Below are 25846 nucleotides of genomic sequence, written 5' to 3'. Positions count from 1 at the left end.
GAAAAAAGATGTTTGCTAAAATTAACAATTTAAACATTAGAAACAAGATATTGCTCGGATATCTAGTGCCAGCAACTATATACTTAGGGTTTCCCGTAATAGTTATCGCTACTACCAATCAGGTGTTTAACACTTTCCAAGAAACAGAAAGAGTAGAGCAAGTAATCGGAGAAACCAGTAAAATATCCGCAGGTGCGGAGCAAATGGTACGGGGGATGCGCGGGTATATAATTAATAAAAATCAGCAGTTTTTAAAGGATTTTCAAGTGGGTGCACAATTAGCTCGCCAGTCGGCAAATAATGTAGAGCAGATCGTTAAAGATCCCTCCCAGAAAACCCGTTTGTATAGGATGCGAGAGCTAGTAAACGAATATTATGATGGTTCTAACGAAATTGTTCGCTTATTGCAGCAAAATCAAAAAGAGAAAGCGATCGCTCTATTTAATACAGGCAAGTACACAAATTTTGTGAATGAATTTGTGGAAGTGAACCGGGTATTTCGGGAAGCCGAATTAAATATAATTAAGGAAAAAACGCAGATAACAAAGGAAGCTTTACACTTATTGGTATCGACGCTGCTGGTTGCTTCGGTGCTTTTAATGCTGTTTGGTGCGGGCATAGCTTGGCTGATTTCGTCAGGAATTGTCGGAACTATCGATCGCGCAATTAGTTCGATCGCCACTTCTTCCACTGAGATTGCAGCAACAGTTGAAGAACAGGAACGCATGGCAAGCCAGCAAGCAGCTTCAGTCAATCAAACTACTACGACAATGGACGAATTGGGTGCATCTTCTCGCGCGACTTCACAGCAGATAGAAACTGCCGCATCTCAAGCAATACAAGCTTTAAATTTAGCTGGAACAGGTACAAAAGCTGTCGAACAAACTTTAGAAGCAATGGCAACCCTGAAAACAAAAGTTCAGGATATGCAAGGGCAAATTATGCAGTTGAGCGAGCAAACCGATCGCATTGGCAATATCTCAACTGTCGTTAGCGATTTGGCAAATCAGACTAATATGTTAGCGCTTAATGCTGCCGTGGAGGCAGTGCGGGCGGGCGAACACGGCAAGGGATTTGGCGTTGTCGCGTCAGAAATTCGCAAACTAGCCGATCGCAGTAAAAAATCTGCTACGCAAATTAATCTCTTAGTTGCTGATATTCAAAAGGCGATTAACTCAACAGTAATGGTAACAGATGAAGGAACTAAAACTGTAGAATTTGGTGTAAATATTGCCTCAGAAACCGCAGCAGCCTTTGCTGGAGTGGCTGATGCAATTAACAATGTGGTTTTGACCTCTCAGCAAATTTCGCTGAACGCCAAACAGCAAGCAATCGCGATCGAGCAAGTGGTGGAAGCTATGAACTCACTCAACCAAGCAGCAGCACAAACGGCTTCCGGTATCACTCAAACTAAAGTCGGTACTCAAAAATTGAATGAAGCTGCTTTAGATCTAAAAGCAGTTGTTTAAGAATAGCAATTAGTTCTGATAGCTTCACAAAAAGATGCAACTGTAAGCCCCTTTTCCTCCTGATGACAGTACAAGTCAGATTGGCAATATCTCGACTTTAGCAAGTTTGGTTAGCGATTTAGCCAGCCATAGGAATATCCTGGCTCTCAACGCCACCGTGAAAGCAGTCAGAGCCGGTGAGTACGAGCAAGGTTTGGCGTTGGTAGCAAGGGAAATTCGCAAGTTAGCAGAGGAAAGCCAAGAAGTGGCACAAAAGATTAATGGTATTATTCCAGAGATTAAATGTGCGATCTACTCGACTATGAAAGCAACAGAAGAGGGAGCCAAAACGGCAGTAATATTAATTCCGGTTGCACTCATACATGATGTTAATAATCAACAGTTAACAGTCAACAGTCAACAGTCAACAGCGAATTTACTATTCCGATGAAGAGAGAATTTGATATAGCAGGGGTGAAAACAGCACGAGATATGGCAGAAGCTTTTACGGGGCTTCGGGAAGCTTGCAATCTGGTGTTTACTAGCAATCAACAAATTTCTTTTAATATTAAACAGCAGGCGATCGCTATTCAGCAAGTAGGTGATGCCATGAATTCTCTCAACTAAGCCGCTTTTCAAACAGTCAGTGGCATTACTCAAGCCAAAATCGGCACTCAAAAACCTAACGAAGCTGCATTAAATTTCAAGTCTGTGATGTCAGAAGGAAGTTCGGAAACGAGGGGTATACAGGATTTAATGGATTTAATGGATTTAATCAAAAATTGGGCGCATTTCAGTTTTGCATTTACAGTGCGAGCCTCCCCGCTCGCGATTTGTACAATACGCGAGATATTAAACTCGCACTATGATAAAAAAATGCTTTTTGCAAAACTGAGATGCTCCTGAAGAATTAGCCATTACCAATTAGCGATTACCAATTATCCAAAGATATATATGATAGAAGATCAAGAACTACGAGATGTATTTAAAATTGCTAGTCAAGAACACTTGCAGAAACTAGACGATGGATTTCTGTACTTAGAACAACACCCAAGAGACTTAGCTAAGTTAGAAGAATTGCTGCGGGAAACCCATTCTCTTAAAGGTGATGCTGGGATGTTGGGCGTAAAAAATGTAGCATCTTTAGCTCATCAAATAGAGCATATTTTGGGAGGTATCAAGCGGGGAGAAACTCAACTAAATCCAGAGCTTAGCGATCGACTTTCCCAAGGTTTAGAGGCGCTTCGCCAACTCGTTAACGAAGCCGTCACGGGTCAAGATTCCGGCGTCAATACATTTTACGTGCTCGCTAGCATGATGGGTGCTTCTAGCAATCCCCAGCCCGCCGCCCCGATAGCAGAACCATCATCTTCACAAGTACCAGAACAAGCATTAGTAAAAACGCAATTTACCAATTCGGAAAATACGCCACCAGAAACAAATAATGAAACTTCTTTAGCCACTAATTTAGATAGTAATTTCTCTTTTTTGACGGTACAATCGGAGCGAGAATTGCTGTCGAAATCTCAAAAATTGCCTGCCGCTTCTGGCCCCGCTGTTACATCGGCTTCCGAACCGACTGTTAAGAATGGTTCTTCTAGTTCGTCTTACCGCATCGAAACAATTCGCGTTGCTACCAAAAATTTAGACGATTTAATGACTCAAGCAGGGGAACTAACTGTTACCAAAACTCGGTTAGTACACCGACTTGCTGAACTCGAAAAAATTACCACTTTGTGGGAAGATTGGAGCCGAGAATCTTTTATAAATCGGTTGGCCGATCATCAAATAGAAACTGAGAAAACCGGATCTGAACAAAACGAGATATTCATGCAGTTTCAGAAATATTACCAGCGGACTGAAGAACATTTAGAACATCTGGGAACTTTAGTAAATCGCTTGAACAATCTAGTTGATGAAGATACGGCTAGACTCGAATTAATTGCCGAGGAATTAAGCTCAGGAATTCGCACTCTTAGATTGCTGCCTTTGTCTACTATTTTTAATATATTTCCCCGAGCGGTTAGAGACTTGGCGAAGCAGGAAGAAAAAGAAGTTGCATTAGTCATTGAAGGTGGGGAAACTTTAGCTGATAAACGCATTTTAGAAGAAATGAAAGACCCTTTGATGCACCTGATTCGGAATGCGATCGACCACGGCATCGAGACTACCGCCGAACGCGAAAGGCTGGGCAAACCTCCCGTGGCTACTCTCCGAATTAAAGGCTACCAGACTGCTAGTAATATTATCATTGAAGTTGCTGATGATGGCCAGGGGCTGAATCTCGATCGCATTAAACAAACTGCTGTCAAACGCAACGTTTGCACGCCGGAAGCACTCGCCGTCATGACAGAAAGCCAAATTGAATCGTTGATTTTTGCTCCGGGTTTTTCCACCAGAACATTTGTTACTGAAGTCTCTGGCAGGGGGGTTGGTTTAGATGTAGTTCGGACTAATGTTGAATCACTAAAAGGCAGCATTAAAGTTGAATCTGTACCAGGAAAAGAATGTATTTTTCGGCTAACTATCGGCACATCTATAGCTACTGCTAATGTATTAATTATAGCTGTTGAAGGTGTTGCTTATGCGATGCCAAGTGAATTTGTTGATACGGGGATAATGGTGGCTAATTCTGATATTTTTACTTTAGAAGGGAAAGCAACTATACTTGTCGATGCTCAGCCGCTATCAGTTGCGTATTTGGCAGATTTATTAGAATTAAACAAGGGAGAATGGCTGCCTCAAAATCAGGAGTGGAGAGAGGAAAGTTGGAAAGAACTCAACAGGAAAATAGAGGGAGAATCCCTGACTTCAACTTCTCAAAAAATGTCTTGTATTGTCCTGAAAGTTGGGGAGGAAAGATTGGGATTATTTATAGATACTTTGATTGACGCACAGGATGTGGTGATTAAACCTCAAAGTCAATTGTTGAAACGGGTGCGAAATGTTTCAGGTGCAACGATTCTCGGGACGGGGGAAGTTTGTATGGTACTCAATCCTCATGATTTGATAAAATCTGTACGCAAACAAGTTTCGTCGCGTGAGGTTTCTGGCGGGCGATCGCCCGTTGAGACAGTCAGCCGCAAACAAGTTATACTTTTAGCAGAAGATTCGATCGCTACCCGCACTCAAGAAAAGCGCATCCTCGAAGGTGCAGGTTATGAAGTGGTGACAGCCGTAGACGGAATGGATGCTTTCAATAAATTAAAAACTCGCTACTTTGATGCTCTGATTTCTGATATACAAATGCCAAATTTGGATGGCTTAGGACTTACTGTTAAAATTCGCGAGCAAAAAGAATACAATGAGTTGCCGATTATTTTGGTAACATCTTTGGCATCGGATGAAGATCGAAAAAGAGGGGCTGATGCCGGGGCTAATGCTTATATTCCTAAAGGTACGTTCAATCAAGATGTATTGATTGAAACCTTGAAAAGGTTAGTTTAATTGTAGAAGAAGGGGAAGGGGAAGGGGAAGGAAGAGGGGGAGAGTGGGAGAGTGGGAGAGTGGGAGAGACGGCTACCAATTCCCAATCCCTCCGCTTCGCGCTCGCCCAATTCCCAATTATCCATTCCCAATTCCCAATCCCTCCGCTTCGCGCTCGCCCAATTCCCAATTATCCATTCCCAATTACTTAAAAAATTCATGTCTTCGGTCATAAAAGTATTGTTAGTAGAAGATTCCCCAGTAGCTACGATTGTCCTCAAGCGCATTTTGGATGCTTCGCCAGAAATCCAAGTTGTAGGAACCGCTTGCAACGGGTTAGAAGCACTAGAATTAATTCCGAAACTTCAGCCGGACGTTATCTGTACGGATTTTAATATGGCAAAAATGAACGGGTTAGAATTCACGCAGGAAGTGATGAAAAAATACCCGCGACCGATTTTAATAATTAGTGCTTCTGTACAAGCAAGCGATACTCAAAATGTATTTGAACTTATGGAAGCAGGTGCATTAGATGTTTTCCCCAAACCGATTGGCGGGTTGGCATCAGATTACGCTCGTCTCGCGAATGAATTAATTGCTAAAGTTAAAGTTTTGTCGGGAGTTAAAGTATTTACGCGGCATCAAAGGCTGGGAGGAATCGAAACAAGCGATCGCCCCAGCCCAAAAATTAATCAATTATCAGCGCACAATTACCAATTATCCAGGGAAAATCTTAAGCCTCATACTATTAAATTATTGGCTGTAGGCGCGTCTACAGGCGGGCCGCAAGCGCTGCAGTCGATTATTTCGCAGTTTCCAGCTAATTTGCCAGTGCCGGTAATTTGCATCCAGCATATCAGTGAAGGATTTTTGCAGGGATTGGTTAACTGGTTGGGTTGTGAATCAAAACTGCCGGTGAGAATAGCTGGTTTGCGGGAATTACCGCAAGCTGGGATTATTTATTTTCCGCCTGAAAAGCGTCATTTAGAATTGGATTCTCAAGGGCGATTTATTTATTCGGAAGGTGGTGGTGAAGGGGGACACTGCCCATCTGTAACGGTAACTTTTAAGTCAGTTGCTAATTTTTATGGTAGGGGGGCTGCTGGTGTTTTGCTAACAGGAATGGGTAGAGACGGTGCTGAGGGTATGCTGGCGATCGCGCGAGTAGGAGGCTTGACAATTGCTCAAGATCGAGACAGTTGCGTGGTTTTTGGAATGCCGAAAGAGGCGATCGCCCTTGGTGCAGCTCAGCACGTTTTACCCATCAGCGCGATCGCTCCCCTGCTGTTGGCTAAGTTAAAAGTTTAGCACTTAGGGAAAATATATAGCCTTTTTCAAGCGTGGTGAGGAGTTGACATTTTAGATTGAGGAATTGGGGGATTGAGGGATTGAGCGATCGATCTGTCAATACCTCATATGAGAGATCTAACTGCTATAGAAGGAGACGGCGGTTGAAACCGCGCCCATCTTCTTTTATGATTTGAGAGTGATAAACTTACCAATAACTTCGCGCAACTTTTCAGCATCAAAGGGCTTAGTTAAATACTCGGTTGCTCCCGCCAAACGACCCTGCACCTTATCAAAGGCTCCATCTCTGGCTGTCAGCATCACGATCGGCAAATTTTGAAATTGAGGTAAGCTTCGTACTGTGCGACAGAGTTCCAATCCGTCAATACCAGGCATCGAAACATCGAGCAACAAAACAGAAATTTGTTCGTGATAAATCGTTGATAAAGCATCGACTGCATTGTCTGTCACGAGAACTCGAAACTCTTTGCTTAAGGCTTGTTTGACCAGTCCTTGCATTACTACGCTATCATCAACTGCCAAAATAGTTGGTATTTGAATGCTAGTTGCAGACATATTCTTCTCCCGGTTTATTTATAACTTTTGAAAAGAGAAAACATAATTTTCGCCATGTCGAAGGGCTCGAAAACAGGGATGGCTAGAAAAGTCGATCGCCTATTACAACACTTGCAAAATCTCCATCTCAATGCTAAAACCCTCGACGGTCGAGTTTGACCAACTATCGTTACAAAGTTTAACATTTTGGCAATCTTTTGTACTTCATTTTCTCACTGTAATTGAGTAGTCTGTGGCACAGACTCGTAAACCGCACTGGTATTGTGGCACAAATTGATTATTTTAATCTACCAGCAAGCCTCCTACGCAGGATTAGACAAGTCCCTTAAAATACACTTAAATTTAGAGAACTTGCTCCAAAAAATCCGGTTTCTTGGAAAATCGTTGCTCATCCCAGAGATGCTTGAGGAAAAAAACCCGGGTTTTGTGCCTCGCCTGCCTCTAGGACTGACTTATTCAAAAATTCTCTGTAAACTGCTATCCGCGATGTATGGGTGAAGCGTGTTTTTTCCCTGGGGAGGCTCTTAGATTCACCCAGCCGGAGTATTAAAAAGCACAGTCAAGTCGAAATATAATTTGTATCGTATTTAGATCTGTGGTGTCCTAATTCCATAACTCAAAAGTTTCAATTTCAGTCAAGGGGTTGCTCTGAGTTGGGCGCAAGCAGGCTGCACGCGACTTGTGCCAACAGTCTCCCGACACAAAATACAGAGCTTGTTTTGCTGGGGCGGGTATTGAAGCCGGTGGACATTCACGAAGGGGTTGACAGCAGGCTGCTGATTTTGCAGGGCGGCTTGAAGTCCAACGGGCTGATACCGGGAATTGAGGTAATTAAAGACTAGGGCGACTTGCCGAAGGTAGAGTGCTATCCCGGAGCTCTCAACCAAGTATTTATGACTATTTGGGGGAATGCGATCGACTCTTGGGAAAATCGGCCCGCGCCCAAGACGATCGCCATCTCGACGGCGCTGGTGGCCAGAGAGTTGGAGAATGCTGAGTTTGGAAAGTCGATCCTCTTCGTTGGCGCAGCCCCCGTAGGGGCGGGCTCCGCTAACGGCAAATTTGTGGTGATTCGGATTCGCGACAGCGGACAGAGATTGACCCAAAAAGCTAAATCCCGCTTGTTTGACCCTTTCTTTACCACTAACCCCGATGGGGCAGGGTACGGGACTAGGCTTGTCTATCAGTTACCAGATTGTGGTGGAACAGCAGGGTGGCAGTTTGAAGTGTATCTCGGAACCCTTACAGGGAGCAGATTTCTGGATTTAAGTCCCGCTGTATCGCCCCGCACCGGTCAAACAAAAAACTGGCGGGCGATCGGTTTAAAAAATATTTTTGAGATTTTACTGTCAAAATGCTTGACAGATTTAGGTGTTTGAATGCTAATATGATGAAGGTTAAGACGTTGGGGCGTCGCCAAGTGGTAAGGCAGCTGGTTTTGGTCCAGCCATTCAGAGGTTCGAATCCTTTCGCCCCAGTTAAATTGTTTGTACAATGGTTGATTCAGAAGGAGTAAAGTCCTCACTACGAACCAATGAATTATGTTTGTAGTGAGGACTTCAGTGTTTCTGAATCAAAAAACTAAAGTCCTGACTGCAAACCAATTTTATTGTGGTTGTTCGATCGCCCCACATCAGATCACTGCGAACTTTTGATCTCGCGAGCGTTGAGCCGATCGAACACGTATCGCGAAATGGCCGGAAATGCTGTTTCGTCTCTGGAATAAGCGGGATCGTCAGCAAAAACAGCTAAGATATAAATCGCGCGATCGTCCAAAGTCCTGACAAATGCCACTTCGCTGCGGGATTTGGAAGTATAGCCAACCTTGGAACCAAAATAAATCTTAGTTGGTAAAGACTCGCCCAGAAATCCTTTGATCGAGTTGGTAGGGTCATTTTTCCAGGCCTTGGGGTCTAAATCTCTCGTCAGCAAGTAAGCCATTTTGCGGCTGGCGATGCTGGAAACAGCTTGCCTAGTATAGATTTCATATATTAATCTGGCGGCTTGATCGCTAGTTACTTGATTGCGAATTGGCTGGGAAGCATCGCCCCGCAATTGCAAGTCACGACCGATAGGGCCTTCTTGATGCAAATAGTGTATGGGATAATTTTTGGTGCTTATACGAATATCATTGTAGCCGGCTGACTGGAAAAATGAATTAATTTGCGTGCGTTTTTGCAGCCATGTTTGCAACTCTTCTCCTGCGAGCCGGACTCCTGATTTTGTATCAGTGATTTTGTCTAAAATCCGGCTGGCGGCATCGTTGTTGGAGAAACCAATCATTTGTTCTAGGTCGTTTTTGAACGTTGATTCTTTTTGCGTAATTATGCCTTTTTCGGTGGCTGAGTAAAAGGCTGCCATCCAAAATAACTTGGCAACGCTAGCGGGAAATCTGAGACTTTGATTTTGATATCCGGCAATGCTGTGGGTTTGGGGATTGCTAACATCAATTAAGCTAATTGATAGCTTGTCTGCAGGCAGTCCTTTGCTGGTCGCAATCTTCACAGCTTCATCAACAATCCCTTGCAATTCTTGAGAGTAAGTTAAATTAGGAGGTGTTTTGATGTTGTAGCTGAAGGTAGGCTCGCTTTGACGATCGACTAAACTTTCCGGTGTTTGAATTATCGGCGGCGAGAGGGGTTCTTGAGTCAAAATGACTGGCGGTTCTGGGGGACGGCGAATTCTGAAGGGTATTGTGACAATCCAAAAAAGCGCGATCGCCCCAGCAACTAAGCACAGGATGTTACCGTATTTTAATCGAGAAAATTTCGTCCTGACTCGGCGACGAGATTGGACGGGAGGCTGGCTGCTTTGTCTGCGCCTGACTGGACGCTGGCTGCTTTGGGGTGGGGATTGGGTTAAACTTCTGGCATCCATCTTCTCTCGATAAAGAGACCGCAGATATAAGGCAGAGGAACGCAGATAAACGTAGATAATTTTAAGAATTGATACCGACTTTTCCCAGAAATCTATGGGGCGCGGGGATGCAACTGGACGGCTGCTACTTTGTCGGGATGGGACTGGACGGCTGCTGCTTTGTCGGGGCTGGATGGGGCGTTGGGGCCCGATGGGGGGGCGTCGGCGGTCTACTTGCATTACAGTGTTGTGGTATCAAACTCGCAGGATAAGTTTATAATAGGTCGGCGTATAATACCATTTTAGATTTTAGATTTGAAATTTGAAAATTGCGAATCACTGATTATATAAGGGTTTGGATCGCGGGCTTACAGTCGGATTCTTTTGGGAAACTAATTTAAATGACCAAGCCCAAAAACAGGTACAAACCCCGAAGCGGCCGGGTAGTTGACCCTCCGAGATTCATTTCTGAAATCTGAAATCTGAAATCTAAAATCTAAAATGGACTGATACACTTATCAGCCGAGTCCGCCACTGCCAATTCGAGCTTTCTTCTAGGCTGATGCAGACTTCTAATAATTGTAAAGATTTCAGGATAGCACTCGGTTAAAGCAAAATCCTTTGAAAAACATGAGAAATTTTTGGAGTCCGGCTATTTGGGGATTTGCGATCGCCATTGTGAATAATTCTTTGATACCGGATGTGTGGGCATTTCAGCCTCCACCTGCTGTCGCTGTTGTCGATCGACCAACAAAAGCACAGGGCGCGGATGTAGCGGCCCAGTTGACGGAAAAAAGCGAAAAGTGGGACGTAATAAACAACCAAACTATTTCCAGTTTCCCGAGTCTGTTTTGGGAAATCAACAATTTATCTAAAATTTCCTATTCGCAATTGCTCGAAGTGCTCGCTAGAGGAGCCGACTCAGACAATACCGCGAGAGAAAATGCTGCACAACCCGAAGATATAGCACGTTTTGAAAAGATTGTACAGTATGCAAAACAACAAAATTTGCCCGATCGCGCGATCGGAGAAATCCTACAGGCGATCGCCGACAATTTCCTAGGAAAACCCTACGCCGAGAATTTGCTTGACAATTCCGGCGAAGAAAAGTTGATCGTAACTTTAAATAAATTTGATTGCGTTTTATTTGTCGAAACCGTTTTAGCGATTTCGCGAGGCGTAGCCGTCAAAGATTACGACTATCAAAACTTTGTAAATCGCCTAGAACAACAGCGGTATGTAAACGGTAAAATGAACGGTTATTGCAGCCGCCTGCACTATTTTTCTGAGTGGATTAACGACAATCAAAAACGGAAAACAGTAGAAAACATCACCGCTGAATTAGGCGGAGTGCCCATGAATAAAACACTAAATTTCATGAGCCAGCACCGCAGCAGTTACCCGCAAATGGTCAAAGACGAAGCAACTTATCAGTGCATAGTCAACCAAGAAGCAGACTTAGCCAAAACGATTGTTAATTACATCCCGACAAATCGGATAAAAAGTATTTATTCTCAGTTAAAACCGGGGGATATTGTGGCGGTAGCCACGGATCTTAAAGGATTGGATGTCACCCACACGGGTTTTGTGTACAGGAATGCAGACGGGAATCTGGGCTTAATTCATGCTTCGCCGGCTGGGGCTGTGACAGTTGCTTACGACTTGCAAAGATATATTAGCAGAGTCGAAAGCGCGATCGGCATTGTAGTCGTTAGGGCGATCGATCCCAGATAAAGATATGTGAGGTTATCAACAGAAAAAACTAAAGCCCTTACTTACTACAAACCTGTTACAATTTTTGGTGTTTTTGCATGATTTTATGCTTCAGACAAACCACCAAAACCCACTCCACAATACACCCCAAAATATAGCCGATAAAATTCTCGCAAGCAAAGCTGTTAAGCTGTCGCGCAAATAAACATTGCATATTCAGGGTGATGCTCAGAGCAACGGCCCACTCATTGTTTTATTTTTTTACATAAAATTTAATTGCCGCAACAGCTTAATTGCCTCTTTCTTCTGAAAAGGAGATGATTTCATGCTTTGCAGCGATCGGCATTTCATCGTAATTTCATAACTGCGTGTAATTCTAGAGAAGTAAACCAATTTGGAGTATCTCAGGTAGCAACATTTTCTTTCGCTACTCTATCTCTATTCTCAATGAAGTGAGCGTTATTCAACTTTTTAGGAAAGATAGGATTTTCATTTCTTCTATTTAAATTCCTTGCTATTGGCAGGTTCCAAAATGTTTTTTCGACCGCTCTTCAAAACTATGTAATTTGGTTCCACTGCTATGCTGCTGACGCAAGGATTATAAGTGAAGTCATCCATTCTCTAAACCACTATTCACAATTTCATCTAGTAAACGACATGGACAATACTTTCATTGCAACTTATTTTGATTGGGATCACCGGACTCCACGCAAACGCCATCGCTTGGCTAATCGGGTATTGAATAAATTGCGATTGAACGGTCAAGTTATTCCAAAAACGCCTGGTATGGCAACTGTAGAAGCTCGAATGAATATTTTTCATTTGGCAAGCCAAATAGCAGCATACAAAGTAGAGGGTGATGTTGTCGAAGTGGGTTGTAATGCCGGCGAAAGCTCCATTGTGATCCAAAAAATTCTGAATGAGTATGCGCCGGAGAAACAATTTCATGTGTTTGACAGCTTTGAAGGGCTTCCAAAACTACAAGAAGACGATATAAAAGATGGAATATACGCTCAAGGTTCGATGACAGCTAAACTCGACAAATTCAAAAAGAATTTTTCCGATGTTGGACTGGATCTACCACATATTCATAAAGGATGGTTCGAGGATACTGTTCCTTCATGTCTTCCAGATCGGATCAGCTTTGCAATTGTGGACGGCGATATATATAGCTCTACTCAATATGTACTACCCTATGTGTACGAGCGTCTAACGCCAGGAGCTATTTGCTTATTTGGCATTTATTATGATGAAAAGGTGTTTTCACGTCCACATACTGCTGAGCCATTCAAATCGCCTGGTGTAAAACGTGCTTGTGATGAGTTTTTTGCAGACAAGCCTGAAAAAGTGTCTGTACTCTATGCTTGTGAGTATTCCAACGGCTATTTTCGCAAGTTGTAGAGACAGAGCAGTTTTATGGGGATAATAATCGGGTGTTTCTATCGTTAGAGTGTTTCATCACCTTCGTAAATAGGGAACTCCTCGGAATTGGGCGATGGGTAATAAATCTGGTTTATTGCCGATCGCCAACACCTAATAATGACGCAAATCCGTCCATTGCATCCCTAAGCGGGCTAGGTGCTTGTGGCGAACCTTACGCTACTTAACAATCAAGGACGAAACTCCTGACTACAACCAAATTAATTGACAATTTCGTTGCGAGATACCTTACTCTTTCTAGCAGGATTTGGCGTTAATTCCGCCGGTGAGGCTTGAACAGTTCCCCAATCCTTCAAAAAGCTTTTCAGCAAAACCTCTTGCTGAGTGCGGAATTCCTCGACATTTGCCCCTCGATTCATAATAACAAACCATACTGTTTCCTGTTTTTGAGTTGGCAGCGCTCCGCCCAAAGCGCTAACATTATCCAACGTACCAGATTTGACTACTGCTAATTTGGGTAACGGTCGTTCAGAAAGGATTCCTTTATCTTTTCCAACTACAGTTAAGACATCGGCAACTGTCATGCTGTAAGGTTTAAGATAGCCTTCTAAAGCTATAAATAACGCACAAGCGGCGCGGGGAGAAATACGGTTATCTTCGCTCAATCCCGAACCGTTGACGAGTTGAATTTCGGCGGGAGGAACTCCAGTTGCTGCTGCTGCTTTTTGTGCAACTATTTTCGCGCCGCCGACACTATCGGCGAGCATATCTGCCATGAGATTGTTGCTGTACTGATTCATTTTTTTGATCAGTTCGGTGAGGGGCAAAGAATAATGTTTGACTAAAGGCACGCTGGTGGGAGGTGCTGGCACAACTTTGACAGTACCATCAATTACTATTTGAGGTTTTGGGGTATTTGGAGCTAGTGTTTGATACTGGGCGGCGGCTTCGCTGGGCCAGTTTTGACTGTTGAATGCTTGTTTGAGCAATTCTCCTGATTTGAGGGGATTTAATTCAAAGTTCATGTAAAATTTATCGACAATTATCAAATTACCAGTGATGCGCTTGATGCCTTTTTGATTTAAGGTGTTACCGAGGGCGATCGCCTCTTCCCAAACAAACAAAGGATCTTCGCTACCCTGAATAATTAAATCGCCTTTTAATACGCCGTCTTTGATTGTCCCGTCGGTACTAATTAAAGTAATAAATTGATGTTCCGGCCCAAATTCTTGCAGGGCTACCAGAGATGTTGCTACTTTGGTAATGGAAGCTGCTGACAGAGGAACTGTACCTTGATGGTTGGCTAGCAAAGTATTGCCAGATTGCATCCAGATTCCTTGGTCTTCTTTGGCAGAACCTTGGGCTGTCAATCCGTTGAGATATTGCTGGATTTTGGTATTTGTGGCAGTTTCGGAATTGTTGACAGAGACTGTTAACGGCTGACTCGGTTTAACCGGCGGCGGGGAAGATTCGGCTACAGGAGAGGGAGTTGCAAGTTGGGGTGATTCCGTAGCGGCGCATCCGGTAATAATTGTGAGAATGGCGATCGAACTTACAGCAGTCAAGTAGCGGTTTTTCAGCATTACCATAAATTTTTCCATCAAATTGACCATTCATCCTGCGGCACACCCGATGGAAAGTTTAGCATTAGCTGCACCTCTTCCTTCTCCGATCTTCCTTCGCGCACTTCTCGTCTTCTTGCTTTCGTTAAATAGATATCTCGAAACGCTTCAGGATTTGATATTCAGCGCCTGGGGCCTTCACCCCAGGCCGGGCAAATTCTCGATCGACTGGTTTATCCAGCCATACTCCCCATACTTAGCGGCACCATTTCCCCGTGCATCGTCAGGCCTAATAACATCGGCTCATTAACTCGGATTGCTTCTCCTGTAAGCGCGCAGCGTTCCTCCTGCTGTGCTGTGGCATTAATGCTGGCTCGAATATCTTCTCGGCAAAACATCTGGCGATACTCTCCAGACTTCTGCTGGACGTAATTCCAGAGCAAATCTCGAATCAAAGCTTGATAGCCTTGATTCCCCGCGAGCTCTTTGAGTCTCTCCTTGAGCTCTCTTTCTAGTCGGATGCTGGTGACTTCCATTTCGGTGGTTGAGGTTCTAGGTAAGGTATGCATTATTTTTCTCCGTGACAGGTGGACATATGTGTAATATCAGTGTAGTATGTTTAAAGCTAGATTTAAAGGTCTCCGATCGCTTTGTGCCTACTGTGACATTTCTCTCCACCAATTCCACCTATCAACCGCAGCGCGGCGATCGCCCTTGTGGTTGCAGCGACTCGTCACTGCGCGTCTTGATGGCGAGTTTTGTCACCGTCACAGCAATCTCGCGGGCGCGTATAAGCCCAATTAAACCCGGTTATAGTGGATTAAGACAAAATGCAGAAATTAATTACAACCAGGTAGACCGGGACGGTCTGGGAGTGGCACAGCCAGAGAAAGATACGCGAAGCGGGAGGTACAGCTAAAAAACTGTACCGATACAGGATGAAAATTTGCATGAAAGCAGTTTTTTGGGCCCCCGCTTCTGTACGACAGAAGCGGGGGCATTTGATTGGATATTTGAGAAATTGGGAAAGGCTTGGGAAACTGGCAAAAAACCAGATTCAGCCAATGCTGGTGCAACACCCAAAATCCTAAATCTAAAACTTGTTTTGAGCGAAGTCAAAAAAATTTAAATTCTTCAATCTAACAATGCTGGTGAAACATCCACAATCCAAAATCTAAAATCTAATCATGCTGGTGAAACACCCAAAATCCCAAATCTAAAACTTGTTTTGAGCGAAGTCGAAAAATTTTAAATTCTTCAATCTAAAATCCTAATGAAGAGGAGGCAGCCGTGACCGTACTAACTGATGTATTGAGGCAATCTGTGGTGGTGTTTTCCCAGAATTACCTACCGATGAGCCGTGTCAACATCAAACGGGCGATCGTACTTTTGGTAACAGGCAAGGCCCAAGCTCTAGATTATAGCACCGGCAATGGCTGGCTGGTGCGATCGCCCACCACCAGCATCCACGTACCCGAACACATCCGCTTGACTTTTGCCAACAGCGAACGCCTTTGGAAAGTGCCACCGGTCAATCGCCGGGAAGTTCTGCGCCGCGACGCTCATTCTTGTCAATACTGCGGCAGCAACCGACAGTTGACGCTGGATCACGTCATGCCTCGATCGAAGGGCGGGCTGCATACTTGGGACAACGTGGTGACTGCTTGCGAAGGGTGCAACTCTCGTAAGGGCGATCGAACTCCCATAGAAGCTCAAATGCCTTTGCGAACTAAGCCGAAGTCTCCTATGCACCCCACTGTGGCTTTTTCCGAAATGTTTTGGCACGAATACCAAATTGGGGAATAGGAAATTAGTCAGTCTACTAACAACTGACAACTGACTACTGACTACTGACAAATTTCAATTTTAAGGCTGTCAATATGCTGAAGTTGACTTACACTGAAACGGGCTTTAACCTAGAGCGTTTGGCTCAATCTCCCGAACAGTTAGTGGCGCTGCGAGTTGTGCTGGCTATGCGAGTTGGTCAAAGCATCAGCGTCGAACCGAGCACTGCGGCATTTTTGCTGCCGGCGAATTTGCCGGCGCTGTCTCTGCTGGAATCTGAGGCCCGCCGAAATGATAGCGAGGCGATCGATCTTTGTGTTGCTGATGCTGATTTTGTGGAGGTGACTCTGCGCGGTACGTGGATTTCTGGCGAGTCTGAGGGGGCCCAGGGCGTGTTTGCGACTGTTTTGGGCGATCGGGCCGAGCGATTGCTGCTCAAACTATGGCTCGAAACTCAGGCTGCTGCGGAGGTTGTCGGGGAAGTTGGCGATTAATATCGGATAGAAGAAGGAAGAAGGAAGAAGGAAGAGGGAAGAAGGAAGAAGTCATTAGTCATTAGTCATTAGTCATTAGTCATCAGTCATTAGTCATCAGTCATCAGTGCTGTCGCCTCCGAGCTTTCGGTACAACGTCATCAGGCAATACTTCGGACAGTTTTAGGCAGGATCGAGTATCTGAAACCCATGCTGGCTATAGTGCGGACTATTTTTTCAAAGTTTAAGTTTAGCCTTAAGTTTGAAAAAAAGATTAAAAATGCGAAGGCTTGCACTGTAAAGCTTACAGAAACTTTAAAAAACTGTCCGAAGTATTGATCAGGAAGAGGGAAGAAGTCATTAGTCATTAGTCATTAGTCATTAGTCATTAGTCATTAGTCATCAGTGCTGTCGCCTCCGAGCTTTCGGTACAACGTCATCAGGAAGAAGGAAGAGGGAAGAAGGAAGAGGGAAGAAGGAAATATTGTGTTCATCTCCCATTCTCCCCCTCTCCCATTCTCCCATTCTCCCATTCTCCCCCTCTCCCATTCTCCCCCTCTCCCCCTCTCCCATTCTCCCATTCTCCTTATGGTGTATAAATTAGGTTGAAGTAAATGCCGTTATCTTGCAAATTGTCGCCTTTATCGCTAATTCTCACCAAAGGAAAAGCGTAATCTACGCGCAGGTTCACCTGCGGTATCGGTTGCCAAATTACCCCCAAACCCACACCACCTAAAAATCTCTGATTCGCTAATTTATTAGGATTGTTGGGATTATTCCACACCGTACCCGCATCCAAAAAAGGCGCTAATTGAAGTTTGGGATTTCCCGAAGCATCGCGCTGCAAAGCAATCCGATCCTCGACAGACACTCGGAAGCCGTTATCGCCAGAACGGGCATTTTGGCGGTAGCCGCGCAAAGATTGTCCGCCACCAATTACAAATTGCTGGGAAGGCAACAAACTATTAGCAGACAACTGTAAATCTGATTGCAAAATTAATAAATGTTTGTCGTTCAATCGCTGTACTCGCTGCACTTGACCAAGCCAACTCAAAAATTGTCCGTCAGGGACAGAACCTTCGTTTTGAGTAGCATCAAACAAGCTAGTGCCGATCGTAAATTGCGATCGCAAGGCCCAAGCACCCTGCGCGTCGCGCCGAATGTAGTCCTGTCCCAGCTTAATTGCAGTGGTAGTGCTGACACCCTTGGAGTCCGGGCCGATGCCAAAAGGAAACGGTTCGCCAGCGAGAAAAGTTCTGCTTGTCTGATAAGTAACACCGGCAGACAGGGCAAATTCTTCGATCGGCGTTCTCAGCAGCGGCTGGCGGTAACTCAATTCAAATAAATGCGATTTTCCTGAAATATCAAAAGCGTCAAAAGGTGCTTGTACAATACTGTTGCGGTTCGGTGCCGCCCTCAGTTGCAAAGTGCCGTTCATGGCATTTAGCGGGATGCGGTAGCTGAAATCGAACAAGTCTGAATCACCTAGCGATCGGTAATAAGCCGCCGCCAGTTCGTCGCCATTTCCTGTGATATTGCGGTGCCGCACACTCACCCCCAATCTTTCGGAACCGACGCTGGGAGGCGAGTAATTGTCAAAGCTGAAACTAGATTGAAACGGATTAGCTTCGGTAACTCTGACGATCAGAATGCTCTCGGCTGCATTATCTCCAGCCCGCAGGCTGGCTTCTACATTGTCGAATAAAGGATCGACTCGCAGCAGCCGGAGTTGGTTTTCTAATGAAGATGTGCTTAAAGGTATTCCGGCACCGAGTCGAATTCGGCTGCGGATGTAACTTTTATGCACTCTTTTATTTCCTTCTACCTCAATTCGGGCTAGCTTGCCTTCGATCACTTGAATTTTGACTACCCCTGCGGTGATAGTTTGGGGTGGCAAGATTGCTCTGGAAGTGATGTACCCGCGATTGAGGTAAATTTCGGTAATTTTGTCGGCGATTTGTTGGATCTGTTCTAGGGTGGCAGAACGGCCCTCAAACGGCTTGATTAAGGCGTTAATTTCGTCTTCAGTTAATATGGTGCTGCCAATTACTTCAATTTTCTGCACCTGAATTATCGTATTCGGCAGCGGCTGCGGAACTGGTGACGGGGGTTGGGGCGCAACTGTTGGTGGTGTTTGGGGAGGTTGTGGGGAAGGCTGCGGGGCTGGTTGCAGAAATCGATCGCGATTTGGATCTGGTTGAGTTGGGGGCGGTGGCAGGTTTGGAGGTGTCTGGGGTTGGTTTTGGGCTAAAACATTGCAATCTAGGGGGTTATGACATTTTGGCTGGCTGTCTGCGAACTTTTTGGCTTCGGGCGACAGGCGCGTATCACAATCTGTTTGATTAATTGTAGAACAGCGATCGGGCTGATTCTCGATCGGGCTGCTTTCGGGAAAATCGGGGAGTTGATTTAAGTTGGTTGCAGTTTCATCTTGTTGGATTTCCAGTTTTTGAAGTGCTAATGCTTCGTTGTCCGTATTTGCTGAGTTGTCAGCGGCCGAAAACTGAGAAATATCATTTATTTGGGATATAGCTTTATTGGCATAAAAGCAAGCGATAGGAAGCGCTGTTAGAAGTGAAATCCCCAACCGAAATATTGCAATATTTGCTCTCGGGCGCATAATTAATGTGTTTTGTAAAATAAGTTTGTCTTCTGCTTGACTCTGCAAGTTTACCATTTAGTATTGGGCGCAATTTTACTATAAAAATTTGAACAGTCCGGCTTTCAAGAGGCAAGCGAACCAGAAATGCTCATGAGCACAAAAATTTGAATTTATTCAGGACGATCGACAAACAAACCCCCAACACCCCCAAAATCATCTGTGGCGCTGGCAGATACCGCCCTCGAAACCGAGTTTTTGGTACGCCGCGCACAAATAGAATTATTTTTTGGTTATGGGTGTTAACTCACTGGCGACTAATGGTGCTTGGGCGATTTTGCCGAGTTCGACCGAACTCAACACTTCTGACCACTTGGTGGCTAAACTGCTATCGCTGGGAGACTCTAGGCGCAGTTGAGCTAGAGTTGCCAGGTACTCGTACCAAAGACCTTGTTGGGCGAAGATGCTGAGCTTGGCGCGACTGTCGGGCGATCGATCCAACTGTGTTTTTACTGTTGGGGCGAGTGCGGTGCGGTTGATCCACCCGGACACGAGAACATCATCTGTATAGCTTTGCGGGCTACATTTGATAGTAAAGTACCATTGATAGTTTTTGCCCACTTCCAAGGCTGGCGCGTTGCCGTCGGAGCCTAGGCTGACGCTAACGATACCACCACGGCTAGTTACCATCCGAAAACTTTTTTTGTATACTGTTTTGTCACTTTCGTCTGCTAACTCAAACTGAACTGTTTTGTCAACGGCTGCGGGAATGTAGTAGAAAAATGTCGGCTTTCCTGATATGGTTTGCCCCATAGTTGATTGGGGAATCAAGGCTGTGATCGGAGTGGGGCAGACTAAGCCCCTGGTTCCTCCCCCTTCCCGCCTTCCGGGTACTCCCTGTTCCGGCGGTTGAAAGTTATTCCAAGCGGCTCCGGGTTGCTTGCTGTTGGTTCTGTTTCCCGTCTGTCCGGGGGGTTGAGCTGTTTGCAAGTTGAGGGGTAGCTGCGGTGTTGAGGGGCGGTGGACGCTTTTTGCGGGGCTGTTGATAGCCTCGGCTGGTATAAAGAAACTACCGGTGCCAACTGCCTGTAAAGACAGAATTAAAGAAAGGGCGCTGGTATTGAGAGCAGACTTCCAAGCCATGATGAACCTGCCTTCTGATGAACCTAAGAACTCGATGCACATTTTTATTCTACCCAAGGTTTTGGCGGATATAGTAATCTGTTGTACTTAATTTATATGTTCAGACAGATACGATTAGTTTGGCTGCTGTGACGGAAATAGAATTCTGTGTAGCGTTTTGGCGCGGTGGTTTAGTGGTTATACTTAGCTGCATTCACAGCAGCAAGTTGGGTTGACCTTGTTACACCCAATTTTGACAATGACTAATATTCCGGGTTTTTTAACTACGACGACAGGCTAAAACTTGTATTTTCGTAAACAAACCCGGTTGATGCGTTAGTTTTGGAGACCGGGAATCTCGGTAATGAAGACCGGTGGATCTCAAGCGATCGGCTACAAGTCAAAAGTCAAGTTTTCTGTACAATACCGACAAGAAATTTAGCATGAACCTCGATTCACCAGTTATCTCGGACAAACAGCCTTCGGGGCTGCGAATGGTCAGACCGATCGGTGTATCTGCACTGCACGGCATTGCTTTTTTGGGAAATCGGTTGTTCGGTGTCGATCGCGCCGAAGGGCTGCTATTGGAGATCGATCGAGAAACTGACAACACTACTGTTTTGAATCCTTATCAAACGGTTAAGTTTGCGGGCGCAACCGGGCTGGCTATTTGGGAAGATACTCTCTGGTTTGCGCGAGGTCAGGATATTTGTTGCTGTCCGGGTGCAATTCGCGATGGGGCGATCGCACAACTCAAACCGGAACATTTTGTTTCCCTTTCTTATCCAGTTGACGGGATTGCGATTTGGCAATCTACGCTTTACGTGACTTGCCAGAGATTGGGCTATATTCTGGTTTTTGACGGGAAAACTGGTCGGGAAATTACTCGATTTTTTGCTCCGGGTATCGGAGTAGAAAATATCACAATCCGGGATGAGGAAATTTGGATTTGCGACAAAACCGAGCAAACTGTTTACTGTTTGGAACGGGCCACAGGAGAAATTAAATTTAGCATTTTGACTCCCTTTGAATATCCTTCTGGCTTGGCTTTTCACAAGGATTCAGAGACGGGAGAAGAGGTTCTCTACGTGGCTTATGCGGGCGATGAGCTTTATATCCGGGATGACCCGAATTCGGAAGATCCTTTTCAGTTGACGAAGCGCGATCGCACTTTTATTCACCCTTTGTCTTTTCACTACAATGAGGCAGAATGCTACGCTTTGTCAAACGGTTTTTTGATAGAAATGTCCTATGTGGAGGAACTGTCTCCTCTGGATGAGGTAGAAATCGACAATTTGGAGTGGCGGATTGCTTTACCTTCGGAAACTCACCGGCAAAAGGTGAGGAAAATTACGCCAGTCGGGATGCCTTTTACTGAGGAAATTCAGGAAGGGGAACGGGTGGCGGTGTTTAAGTTCGATCGCCTGATGAAGGGGGAACGGCGAATTTTTGGCTGGAAGGCTTTGTTGGAAGTGCGATCGATTAAGTATCAATTGTCGCCTCGCGATGTGGAAAAGATTCCCAAACTGTCGCCGGAGTTTGAAGCTAAGTATTTGGTGGATAATGATAATTTGGCGATGGATACGGAGATTGTGCGATCGGCTGCGGTGGCCTCAATTGGCACAGAAACTAACATTCTCAGGCAATTGTTGAGCATTCGCAATTTTGTTTACGACCAACTTTCTTACGGAATCAGACCTCACATAGATACACCCGATATTGTACTGCGGCGCGGCATCGGTTCTTGTGGCGAGTACGTAGGGTTATTGTTGGCTTTGGCAAGGTTAAACGGGATTGCTTGCCGCACAATTGGGCGTTACAAGTGTCCGGCTTTTGCTGACAGAAAAGGTGTGCCGCTGGAACCTGATTTCAATCATGTTTGGCTGGAGTTTTATATTCCGGGCTTTGGCTGGGTACCGATGGAATCTAATCCCGATGATATTCAAGACAGAGGCCCTTATCCTTTGAGATTTTTTATGGGCTTAGCTTGGTACCACGTAGAAATTGGCAAGGGAATTCGGTTTCAAAGTCTCACCAGCGGGGGCGTTCCTCTGAAGAAGGAGGATGTTTCCGTGGGGACTTTGGCAATTAATCATGTCCGGTTTACAATTTTGGAAGAGTTGTTGTAAGGTTTGTAGTGAGGAATGCGAGTCTGCAGAGTTTGATGAGGACTTATATTCCTCGTTACAAGCTAATTTGATTGCGGTTGTGCGATCGCACATAATCTCAAATCTAAGCCAAGCAGGAGGGGTTGTGGAATTTTCTATTGCTAATTTTCTCGTTTTAGTGGCCTTTGTACTGCTGGTGACTGTCACAGGCGGGGTTGCATATTTGACTTCGGTTGAGTGGCGCGATCGCAGGCGGTTAGATAAGGCTAAACGGAAAAAATAGTCGCTGTTTGCTATTGACAAATTGCATTTTTTATTAAATAAAATAAGACGACCCCAATAGGTCGTCTTGTTTTTTGGTTGAGGTATTTTTACCGCAGATTAACGGAGATTAACAGAGTTGATGCCGATCGACTATTGGTTAATTACCCATCCGCGAATCAGTTCGTTTACCTGTTCCGGTACTTCGTCATGGGGACAGTGACCGGCTTTGATAAAGTGTTCTGTCAACTGCGGATAGTGTTGGCGAAATTTGGCGCTTCTGTCTGCAGAATTCATCCACGGATCGCCTTCTCCCCACAGCATCAGCAGCGGAGAGGTTAATTGACTCAGCAATAGGTCGATTTTTTCACCTTGGGGCGTTCGGAATACGGAGGCGAATACTTTGGGTGCACCGGGATCGCAGGAGGGAAGGTAAATTTCTTCTACTAATTGGTCTGTGACGGCGCTTTGGTCGAGATACACTTTTTCTAGAGTTTTCCGAATTGTCGATCGCTGGCGCGCGTACTGGAACAGCAGAAAACTTGCCCAATCTTGCTGGAATAAGGTTTTAGCTACCACAGATATAGCTTTTTGCACGGGCGGGGCTTCGGGTGCCGGTTGGGGTTCGCTGAAGGGGCCGGCGCTGTTGATTAAGATGAGTCCGGCGGCTGATTCGGGACGCTGGGCGGCGACACACAAGGCGGCGTAGCCTCCGAGGGAGTTGCCGGCGAGGACGGCGGGCCGGCCGATGACGTTGGTGATGAAGTCGTGGAGTTGGTCGCGCCAGAGGTCGCCGCTGTACTGGATTTCGGGTTTTGCCGATCGCCCAAATCCGATCAGGTCGATCGCCCAGACTTCAAAGTCTTTGCTCAGGCCGCTGATATTTTTGCGCCAATGGTCTGTGGACGCGCCAAAACCGTGAATTAACAGCAAGGGAGGGTGTTCGGGATGCCGATCGCCGGATCGGACGTAGTACACTGAATGGCCCCGCCACTGCCAGTAAGTGCCTGCTATAGGGGCTGTGGTGATGGTTGGGGTGGTTTGCATAATGTAAAGAAATAATTATTTACTTTAACTATTGTATCGCGACGTTCAGATTTACAAAGTTCGGTAAACGCGCATGAGATTCGCCAGCAAAGGATTTGTCAATTTTGGCCGGTTGGGCGATCGCGAGTTCTTGACTCATGTGAAATAAGTTTTGTAACAAATATTGATTTAATCAAGATTACTGCAGTGCGATTTTTTTGCGCCGACCGGCATAGGAGAAATAGATGAGATCTTGATGGCAACACACCTAGGTATGATGTTCGTACCCTAAAGCGGCCAGATCGCTCTGTGGGGCGAGAGAGTCTGGCGCGATCGGCGATGGTTCTAGGGCTCGATGTTTTAATAGATATTTTAGATTGTTTATGGCTGGGGATCGTTTCGTACCGCGACTGTTTGCGGCTTGGGAGATGTCGCGGCGATCGCCCGTGAGTTGCCTCGATCCGAGATCAAAAATCTGGTGCAAGTGAAACTGATAAGTAAAATTACTGAGGGTTGCCGCTATTCGTTTCTGAGAATCGCAGAATATTTTGTGACGTTGTTTGCTTTGCTTAAATGCTCAAATACTCTAAGATAGAAATAGAGTGGCGCAGCTCAATTAATTAGCATTTTGAATACTAGGGAGCCAACTTATGCAGGGTGTGAAGTTCATCCACCTGAAAGTTAGGGAGTTTTCTGAGTGATTGCTATTTCAACCCGTCCGACCGGACGCAATTGGATTACGATTAGCTTCGCTTCTACCCTATACCTTTGTCCTGTTTTGGATCTGCTCCTAGCAGAGGTTCCACAGCGGTGGCAAGCGGAATTGCGGTTAGGGCTTCAAGAAGCTTTGGTAAATGCGGCTAAGCATGGAAACAAGTTAGACCCCAGTAAAACAGTTGGAGTCCGTTTTTCGATCGTCCAAAACCAATACTGGTGGGTGATATCGGATGAAGGTGCTGGCTTTAAAACTCCTTGCGGTTGCGATCTTGATACCGATAATTTTGACAGTCTCATAGCAGAGGATGTTGCAGATAACTCTGCACTCCCCCATGTGGAACAAGAATGTGGTAGGGGACTGTTTATTCTTTACCAAATATTCGATCGGGTAGAGTGGAATTCTCAAGGTACAGAGTTACGGCTGTGCAAAGAAGTTTCCAGTCGCTACCGGCTGCCTCGCTTGCACTAGAAATGATATTTTGCAGCAGTTTTAGGTTCGGCTAGACTGGCAAATTTTTTCTTTTCCCCGCTGAAGCAGGGATTGAAAATATGGATTATCTGGCTATTGATACTAGATGATAATGCAAAATTTGAGTTTTGAGTTAGAAAAGCATAAAATCTTTTTTAACTCGCAATCGCGCTGCTCGATCGAGCGGCGCGATCGTCTGATTTTTTAGCAACAAATCCGCTGTTCACCTCAAGACTCAGCGACTCACAATTATTTGCCGTGGGTGGGACAGGGAGGAGCAGAGATCGATCGATCCAGCCATCCTGCGGCTTGTTGTAAGCGCGGGAGAGCTTCTTCTGGCTGTTTTTTGAGCAAAAACACCAAAGCGGCTGCAGCTTGCTCGCCCGCGCGCGCAGAACGGTTGGCTTTGAGGCGGTGCCAATCTTTTTCGGAGATGGCGAGGCGCGCTGCTAGAGCTTGAGCTAGTTCTACCGTGCTAAGCTCGTTGAGGTTGACAGTTTGGGTTGTTTGTGCGGTTTCAAGCATAGGTGGCAATTATAGGGATTTGGCTAGGGTTTCTGAATTTTTTAAATAACTGCACATAATAATAACAATTTAATTGGGAATCGGTTTTTTTATTCTCGTCAGGTTTGCAGATCGAAATGCCTCAACAGCCGTCAGAGTTAAATCAAAAAGAGCAAGAAAACGAGTTTGTGCAGGCGATCGCAGCAGTGGAGCGATCGCTCGCGGCAGTCAAAGAGCGTTACACTCAAATTCAGGTCGATCGACAGCGCCAAGACGAACTCGGGCACCGGCGCGAAGACGTGCGCCAGTCTCTGCGCCAAAATCCATTGCCGCAACTCAAGCAAGAATTGCGGGAAATTGAGCAAGAATTGGAAACGATCGAGTTAAATTTAGAAAGCAGTCTGTTTTCTTGGGGAAGCATAAAACAACCTTTTTGGCAAGCAGTTCGCTTTGGGGGACTCGGCATTTTGATCGGTTGGATTTTGAAATCCTACGCGGGTTGAATTATGTTGGGATTTATGATTTTTTTTACCG

General features: G+C 45.3%; 25 protein-coding genes and 1 tRNA gene. 17 read left to right on the top strand and 9 right to left on the bottom strand.

Going from position 1 to position 25846, the window contains the following annotated elements; genetic code table 11:
• The first annotated feature begins 8 nt into the window (after window positions 1-8).
• The 4 genes from QT998_RS08580 to QT998_RS08565 all read left to right on the top strand — a co-directional run bounded on the left by QT998_RS08580 (window position 9) and on the right by QT998_RS08565 (window position 4895).
• Entirely contained in the window at window positions 9-1469 is a 1461-nt protein-coding gene (locus QT998_RS08580; RefSeq protein ID WP_333090121.1) for a methyl-accepting chemotaxis protein, read from the top strand.
• A 79-nt stretch (window positions 1470-1548) separates the two neighbouring features.
• The gene (locus QT998_RS08575) at window positions 1549-1899 is read left to right on the top strand and encodes a methyl-accepting chemotaxis protein (protein WP_333113973.1); all 351 of its coding nucleotides are present in this window, start codon (window positions 1549-1551) and stop codon (window positions 1897-1899) included.
• The gene (locus tag QT998_RS08570) at window positions 1896-2075 is read left to right on the top strand and encodes a hypothetical protein (RefSeq protein ID WP_333113810.1); all 180 of its coding nucleotides are present in this window, start codon (window positions 1896-1898) and stop codon (window positions 2073-2075) included. The genes QT998_RS08575 and QT998_RS08570 overlap by 4 nt, the downstream gene beginning before the upstream one ends.
• A 327-nt stretch (window positions 2076-2402) precedes the next feature.
• Window positions 2403-4895: a hybrid sensor histidine kinase/response regulator gene (locus QT998_RS08565; protein ID WP_333113807.1), complete on the top strand. Its 2493-nt coding sequence runs from the start codon at window positions 2403-2405 to the stop codon at window positions 4893-4895.
• Here QT998_RS08565 and QT998_RS08560 read toward each other — a convergent pair.
• A complete protein-coding gene (locus tag QT998_RS08560) occupies window positions 4892-5095 on the bottom strand; it encodes a hypothetical protein (RefSeq protein WP_333090126.1) in 204 nt (67 codons plus the stop codon). The two genes, QT998_RS08565 and QT998_RS08560, sit on opposite strands and share 4 nt — an antisense overlap.
• On the opposite strand from QT998_RS08560, the gene cheB reads away from it, so the two are divergent.
• Complete coding sequence (cheB, locus tag QT998_RS08555; protein ID WP_194066582.1) at window positions 5094-6182, top strand: chemotaxis-specific protein-glutamate methyltransferase CheB; 1089 nt, start codon at window positions 5094-5096, stop codon at window positions 6180-6182. The two genes, QT998_RS08560 and cheB, sit on opposite strands and share 2 nt — an antisense overlap.
• Window positions 6183-6347: 165 nt before the next feature.
• On the opposite strand, the gene QT998_RS08550 is transcribed toward cheB, so the two are convergent.
• A complete protein-coding gene (locus QT998_RS08550; protein WP_194013022.1) occupies window positions 6348-6737 on the bottom strand; it encodes a response regulator in 390 nt (129 codons plus the stop codon).
• Between the two features lie 653 nt (window positions 6738-7390).
• On the opposite strand from QT998_RS08550, the gene QT998_RS27440 reads away from it, so the two are divergent.
• The 3 genes from QT998_RS27440 (at window position 7391) to QT998_RS08535 (ending at window position 8215) form a co-directional block, all read left to right on the top strand.
• The gene (locus tag QT998_RS27440) at window positions 7391-7579 is read left to right on the top strand and encodes a hypothetical protein (RefSeq protein ID WP_442921951.1); all 189 of its coding nucleotides are present in this window, start codon (window positions 7391-7393) and stop codon (window positions 7577-7579) included.
• Between the two features lie 51 nt (window positions 7580-7630).
• Window positions 7631-8116 carry a hypothetical protein gene (locus QT998_RS27435; RefSeq protein ID WP_442921950.1) on the top strand — a complete coding sequence of 162 codons (486 nt, stop codon included), beginning with the start codon at window positions 7631-7633 and terminating at the stop codon, window positions 8114-8116.
• Between the two features lie 27 nt (window positions 8117-8143).
• Window positions 8144-8215: transfer RNA gene (locus QT998_RS08535), tRNA-Gln, on the top strand.
• 160 nt (window positions 8216-8375) lie between these two features.
• Here the strand turns inward: QT998_RS08535 and QT998_RS08530 are convergent.
• Window positions 8376-9833, bottom strand: a complete 1458-nt coding sequence (locus QT998_RS08530) for a serine hydrolase (RefSeq protein ID WP_333113802.1) — start codon at window positions 9831-9833, stop codon at window positions 8376-8378.
• Between the two features lie 390 nt (window positions 9834-10223).
• On the opposite strand from QT998_RS08530, the gene QT998_RS08525 reads away from it, so the two are divergent.
• Both QT998_RS08525 and QT998_RS08520 read left to right on the top strand, forming a co-directional pair.
• On the top strand, window positions 10224-11327 hold the full coding sequence (locus QT998_RS08525; RefSeq protein WP_333113799.1) for an N-acetylmuramoyl-L-alanine amidase-like domain-containing protein: 1104 nt from the start codon (window positions 10224-10226) through the stop codon (window positions 11325-11327).
• Between the two features lie 636 nt (window positions 11328-11963).
• A complete protein-coding gene (locus QT998_RS08520) occupies window positions 11964-12707 on the top strand; it encodes a TylF/MycF/NovP-related O-methyltransferase (RefSeq protein WP_333113797.1) in 744 nt (247 codons plus the stop codon).
• 239 nt (window positions 12708-12946) lie between these two features.
• On the opposite strand, the gene QT998_RS08515 is transcribed toward QT998_RS08520, so the two are convergent.
• Entirely contained in the window at window positions 12947-14299 is a 1353-nt protein-coding gene (locus QT998_RS08515; protein ID WP_333113795.1) for a D-alanyl-D-alanine carboxypeptidase, read from the bottom strand.
• 182 nt (window positions 14300-14481) lie between these two features.
• Window positions 14482-14817, bottom strand: a complete 336-nt coding sequence (locus tag QT998_RS08510; protein WP_194012344.1) for a hypothetical protein — start codon at window positions 14815-14817, stop codon at window positions 14482-14484.
• A 26-nt stretch (window positions 14818-14843) separates the two neighbouring features.
• Here QT998_RS08510 and QT998_RS08505 point away from each other — a divergent pair, with 26 nt between their 5' ends.
• From QT998_RS08505 to QT998_RS08495, 3 genes are all read left to right on the top strand, one after another.
• On the top strand, window positions 14844-15167 hold the full coding sequence (locus tag QT998_RS08505) for a hypothetical protein (protein ID WP_333113792.1): 324 nt from the start codon (window positions 14844-14846) through the stop codon (window positions 15165-15167).
• A gap of 371 nt (window positions 15168-15538) precedes the next feature.
• Window positions 15539-16054 carry an HNH endonuclease gene (locus tag QT998_RS08500; protein ID WP_194066360.1) on the top strand — a complete coding sequence of 172 codons (516 nt, stop codon included), beginning with the start codon at window positions 15539-15541 and terminating at the stop codon, window positions 16052-16054.
• 74 nt (window positions 16055-16128) lie between these two features.
• Window positions 16129-16527 (top strand): alr0857 family protein, encoded by a 399-nt coding sequence (locus tag QT998_RS08495; protein WP_333090137.1) that lies wholly within the window; start codon window positions 16129-16131, stop codon window positions 16525-16527.
• 565 nt (window positions 16528-17092) lie between these two features.
• Here the strand turns inward: QT998_RS08495 and QT998_RS08490 are convergent.
• Complete coding sequence (locus QT998_RS08490; protein ID WP_333090139.1) at window positions 17093-19183, bottom strand: ShlB/FhaC/HecB family hemolysin secretion/activation protein; 2091 nt, start codon at window positions 19181-19183, stop codon at window positions 17093-17095.
• A gap of 204 nt (window positions 19184-19387) precedes the next feature.
• Window positions 19388-20248 (bottom strand): DUF928 domain-containing protein, encoded by an 861-nt coding sequence (locus tag QT998_RS08485; RefSeq protein ID WP_333090140.1) that lies wholly within the window; start codon window positions 20246-20248, stop codon window positions 19388-19390.
• A gap of 422 nt (window positions 20249-20670) precedes the next feature.
• On the opposite strand from QT998_RS08485, the gene QT998_RS08480 reads away from it, so the two are divergent.
• Together QT998_RS08480 and QT998_RS08475 are read left to right on the top strand one after the other, a co-directional pair.
• Window positions 20671-22356, top strand: a complete 1686-nt coding sequence (locus tag QT998_RS08480; RefSeq protein ID WP_194066364.1) for a transglutaminase-like domain-containing protein — start codon at window positions 20671-20673, stop codon at window positions 22354-22356.
• 124 nt (window positions 22357-22480) lie between these two features.
• Complete coding sequence (locus tag QT998_RS08475; RefSeq protein WP_194010119.1) at window positions 22481-22618, top strand: hypothetical protein; 138 nt, start codon at window positions 22481-22483, stop codon at window positions 22616-22618.
• A 131-nt stretch (window positions 22619-22749) separates the two neighbouring features.
• On the opposite strand, the gene QT998_RS08470 is transcribed toward QT998_RS08475, so the two are convergent.
• Window positions 22750-23643, bottom strand: a complete 894-nt coding sequence (locus tag QT998_RS08470) for an alpha/beta fold hydrolase (RefSeq protein WP_333090143.1) — start codon at window positions 23641-23643, stop codon at window positions 22750-22752.
• 676 nt (window positions 23644-24319) lie between these two features.
• Between QT998_RS08470 and QT998_RS08465 the strand changes: the two genes are divergently transcribed.
• On the top strand, window positions 24320-24808 hold the full coding sequence (locus QT998_RS08465) for an ATP-binding protein (protein ID WP_194010121.1): 489 nt from the start codon (window positions 24320-24322) through the stop codon (window positions 24806-24808).
• Window positions 24809-25057: 249 nt separating this feature from the next.
• Here QT998_RS08465 and QT998_RS08460 read toward each other — a convergent pair whose 3' ends face one another.
• The gene (locus QT998_RS08460) at window positions 25058-25333 is read right to left on the bottom strand and encodes a DUF6439 family protein (protein ID WP_194010122.1); all 276 of its coding nucleotides are present in this window, start codon (window positions 25331-25333) and stop codon (window positions 25058-25060) included.
• Window positions 25334-25449: 116 nt separating this feature from the next.
• On the opposite strand from QT998_RS08460, the gene QT998_RS08455 reads away from it, so the two are divergent.
• On the top strand, window positions 25450-25815 hold the full coding sequence (locus QT998_RS08455) for a DUF2203 domain-containing protein (protein ID WP_333113783.1): 366 nt from the start codon (window positions 25450-25452) through the stop codon (window positions 25813-25815).
• Window positions 25816-25846 lie beyond the last annotated feature (31 nt).

The organism is Microcoleus sp. S1D4 (assembly GCF_036700765.1).
Classification (GTDB): Bacteria; Cyanobacteriota; Cyanobacteriia; order Cyanobacteriales; family Microcoleaceae; genus Microcoleus.
The sequence above is the reverse complement of the archived record's forward strand: the minus strand, read 5'-3'. Positions and strand labels throughout refer to the sequence as shown.

Bases quoted from the DNA above. Each gene is read 5' to 3' on its own strand.
- QT998_RS08515 (WP_333113795.1), bottom strand. From the start codon at position 14,299: ATGGTCAATTTGATGGAAAAATTTATGGTAATGCTGAAAAACCGCTAC.
- QT998_RS08570 (WP_333113810.1), top strand. From the start codon at position 1,896: ATGAAGAGAGAATTTGATATAGCAGGGGTGAAAACAGCACGAGATATG.
- QT998_RS08580 (WP_333090121.1), top strand. From the start codon at position 9: ATGTTTGCTAAAATTAACAATTTAAACATTAGAAACAAGATATTGCTC.
- QT998_RS08505 (WP_333113792.1), top strand. From the start codon at position 14,844: ATGTGTAATATCAGTGTAGTATGTTTAAAGCTAGATTTAAAGGTCTCC.
- QT998_RS08560 (WP_333090126.1), bottom strand. From the start codon at position 5,095: ATGAATTTTTTAAGTAATTGGGAATGGATAATTGGGAATTGGGCGAGC.
- QT998_RS08525 (WP_333113799.1), top strand. From the start codon at position 10,224: ATGAGAAATTTTTGGAGTCCGGCTATTTGGGGATTTGCGATCGCCATT.
- QT998_RS08470 (WP_333090143.1), bottom strand. From the start codon at position 23,643: ATGCAAACCACCCCAACCATCACCACAGCCCCTATAGCAGGCACTTAC.
- QT998_RS08490 (WP_333090139.1), bottom strand. From the start codon at position 19,183: ATGGTAAACTTGCAGAGTCAAGCAGAAGACAAACTTATTTTACAAAAC.
- QT998_RS08485 (WP_333090140.1), bottom strand. From the start codon at position 20,248: ATGGCTTGGAAGTCTGCTCTCAATACCAGCGCCCTTTCTTTAATTCTG.
- cheB (WP_194066582.1), top strand. From the start codon at position 5,094: ATGTCTTCGGTCATAAAAGTATTGTTAGTAGAAGATTCCCCAGTAGCT.
- QT998_RS27435 (WP_442921950.1), top strand. From the start codon at position 7,631: ATGACTATTTGGGGGAATGCGATCGACTCTTGGGAAAATCGGCCCGCG.
- QT998_RS08480 (WP_194066364.1), top strand. From the start codon at position 20,671: ATGAACCTCGATTCACCAGTTATCTCGGACAAACAGCCTTCGGGGCTG.
- QT998_RS08530 (WP_333113802.1), bottom strand. From the start codon at position 9,833: ATGCAAGTAGACCGCCGACGCCCCCCCATCGGGCCCCAACGCCCCATC.
- QT998_RS08495 (WP_333090137.1), top strand. From the start codon at position 16,129: ATGCTGAAGTTGACTTACACTGAAACGGGCTTTAACCTAGAGCGTTTG.
- QT998_RS08520 (WP_333113797.1), top strand. From the start codon at position 11,964: ATGGACAATACTTTCATTGCAACTTATTTTGATTGGGATCACCGGACT.
- QT998_RS08455 (WP_333113783.1), top strand. From the start codon at position 25,450: ATGCCTCAACAGCCGTCAGAGTTAAATCAAAAAGAGCAAGAAAACGAG.
- QT998_RS08565 (WP_333113807.1), top strand. From the start codon at position 2,403: ATGATAGAAGATCAAGAACTACGAGATGTATTTAAAATTGCTAGTCAA.
- QT998_RS08550 (WP_194013022.1), bottom strand. From the start codon at position 6,737: ATGTCTGCAACTAGCATTCAAATACCAACTATTTTGGCAGTTGATGAT.
- QT998_RS08510 (WP_194012344.1), bottom strand. From the start codon at position 14,817: ATGCATACCTTACCTAGAACCTCAACCACCGAAATGGAAGTCACCAGC.
- QT998_RS08460 (WP_194010122.1), bottom strand. From the start codon at position 25,333: ATGCTTGAAACCGCACAAACAACCCAAACTGTCAACCTCAACGAGCTT.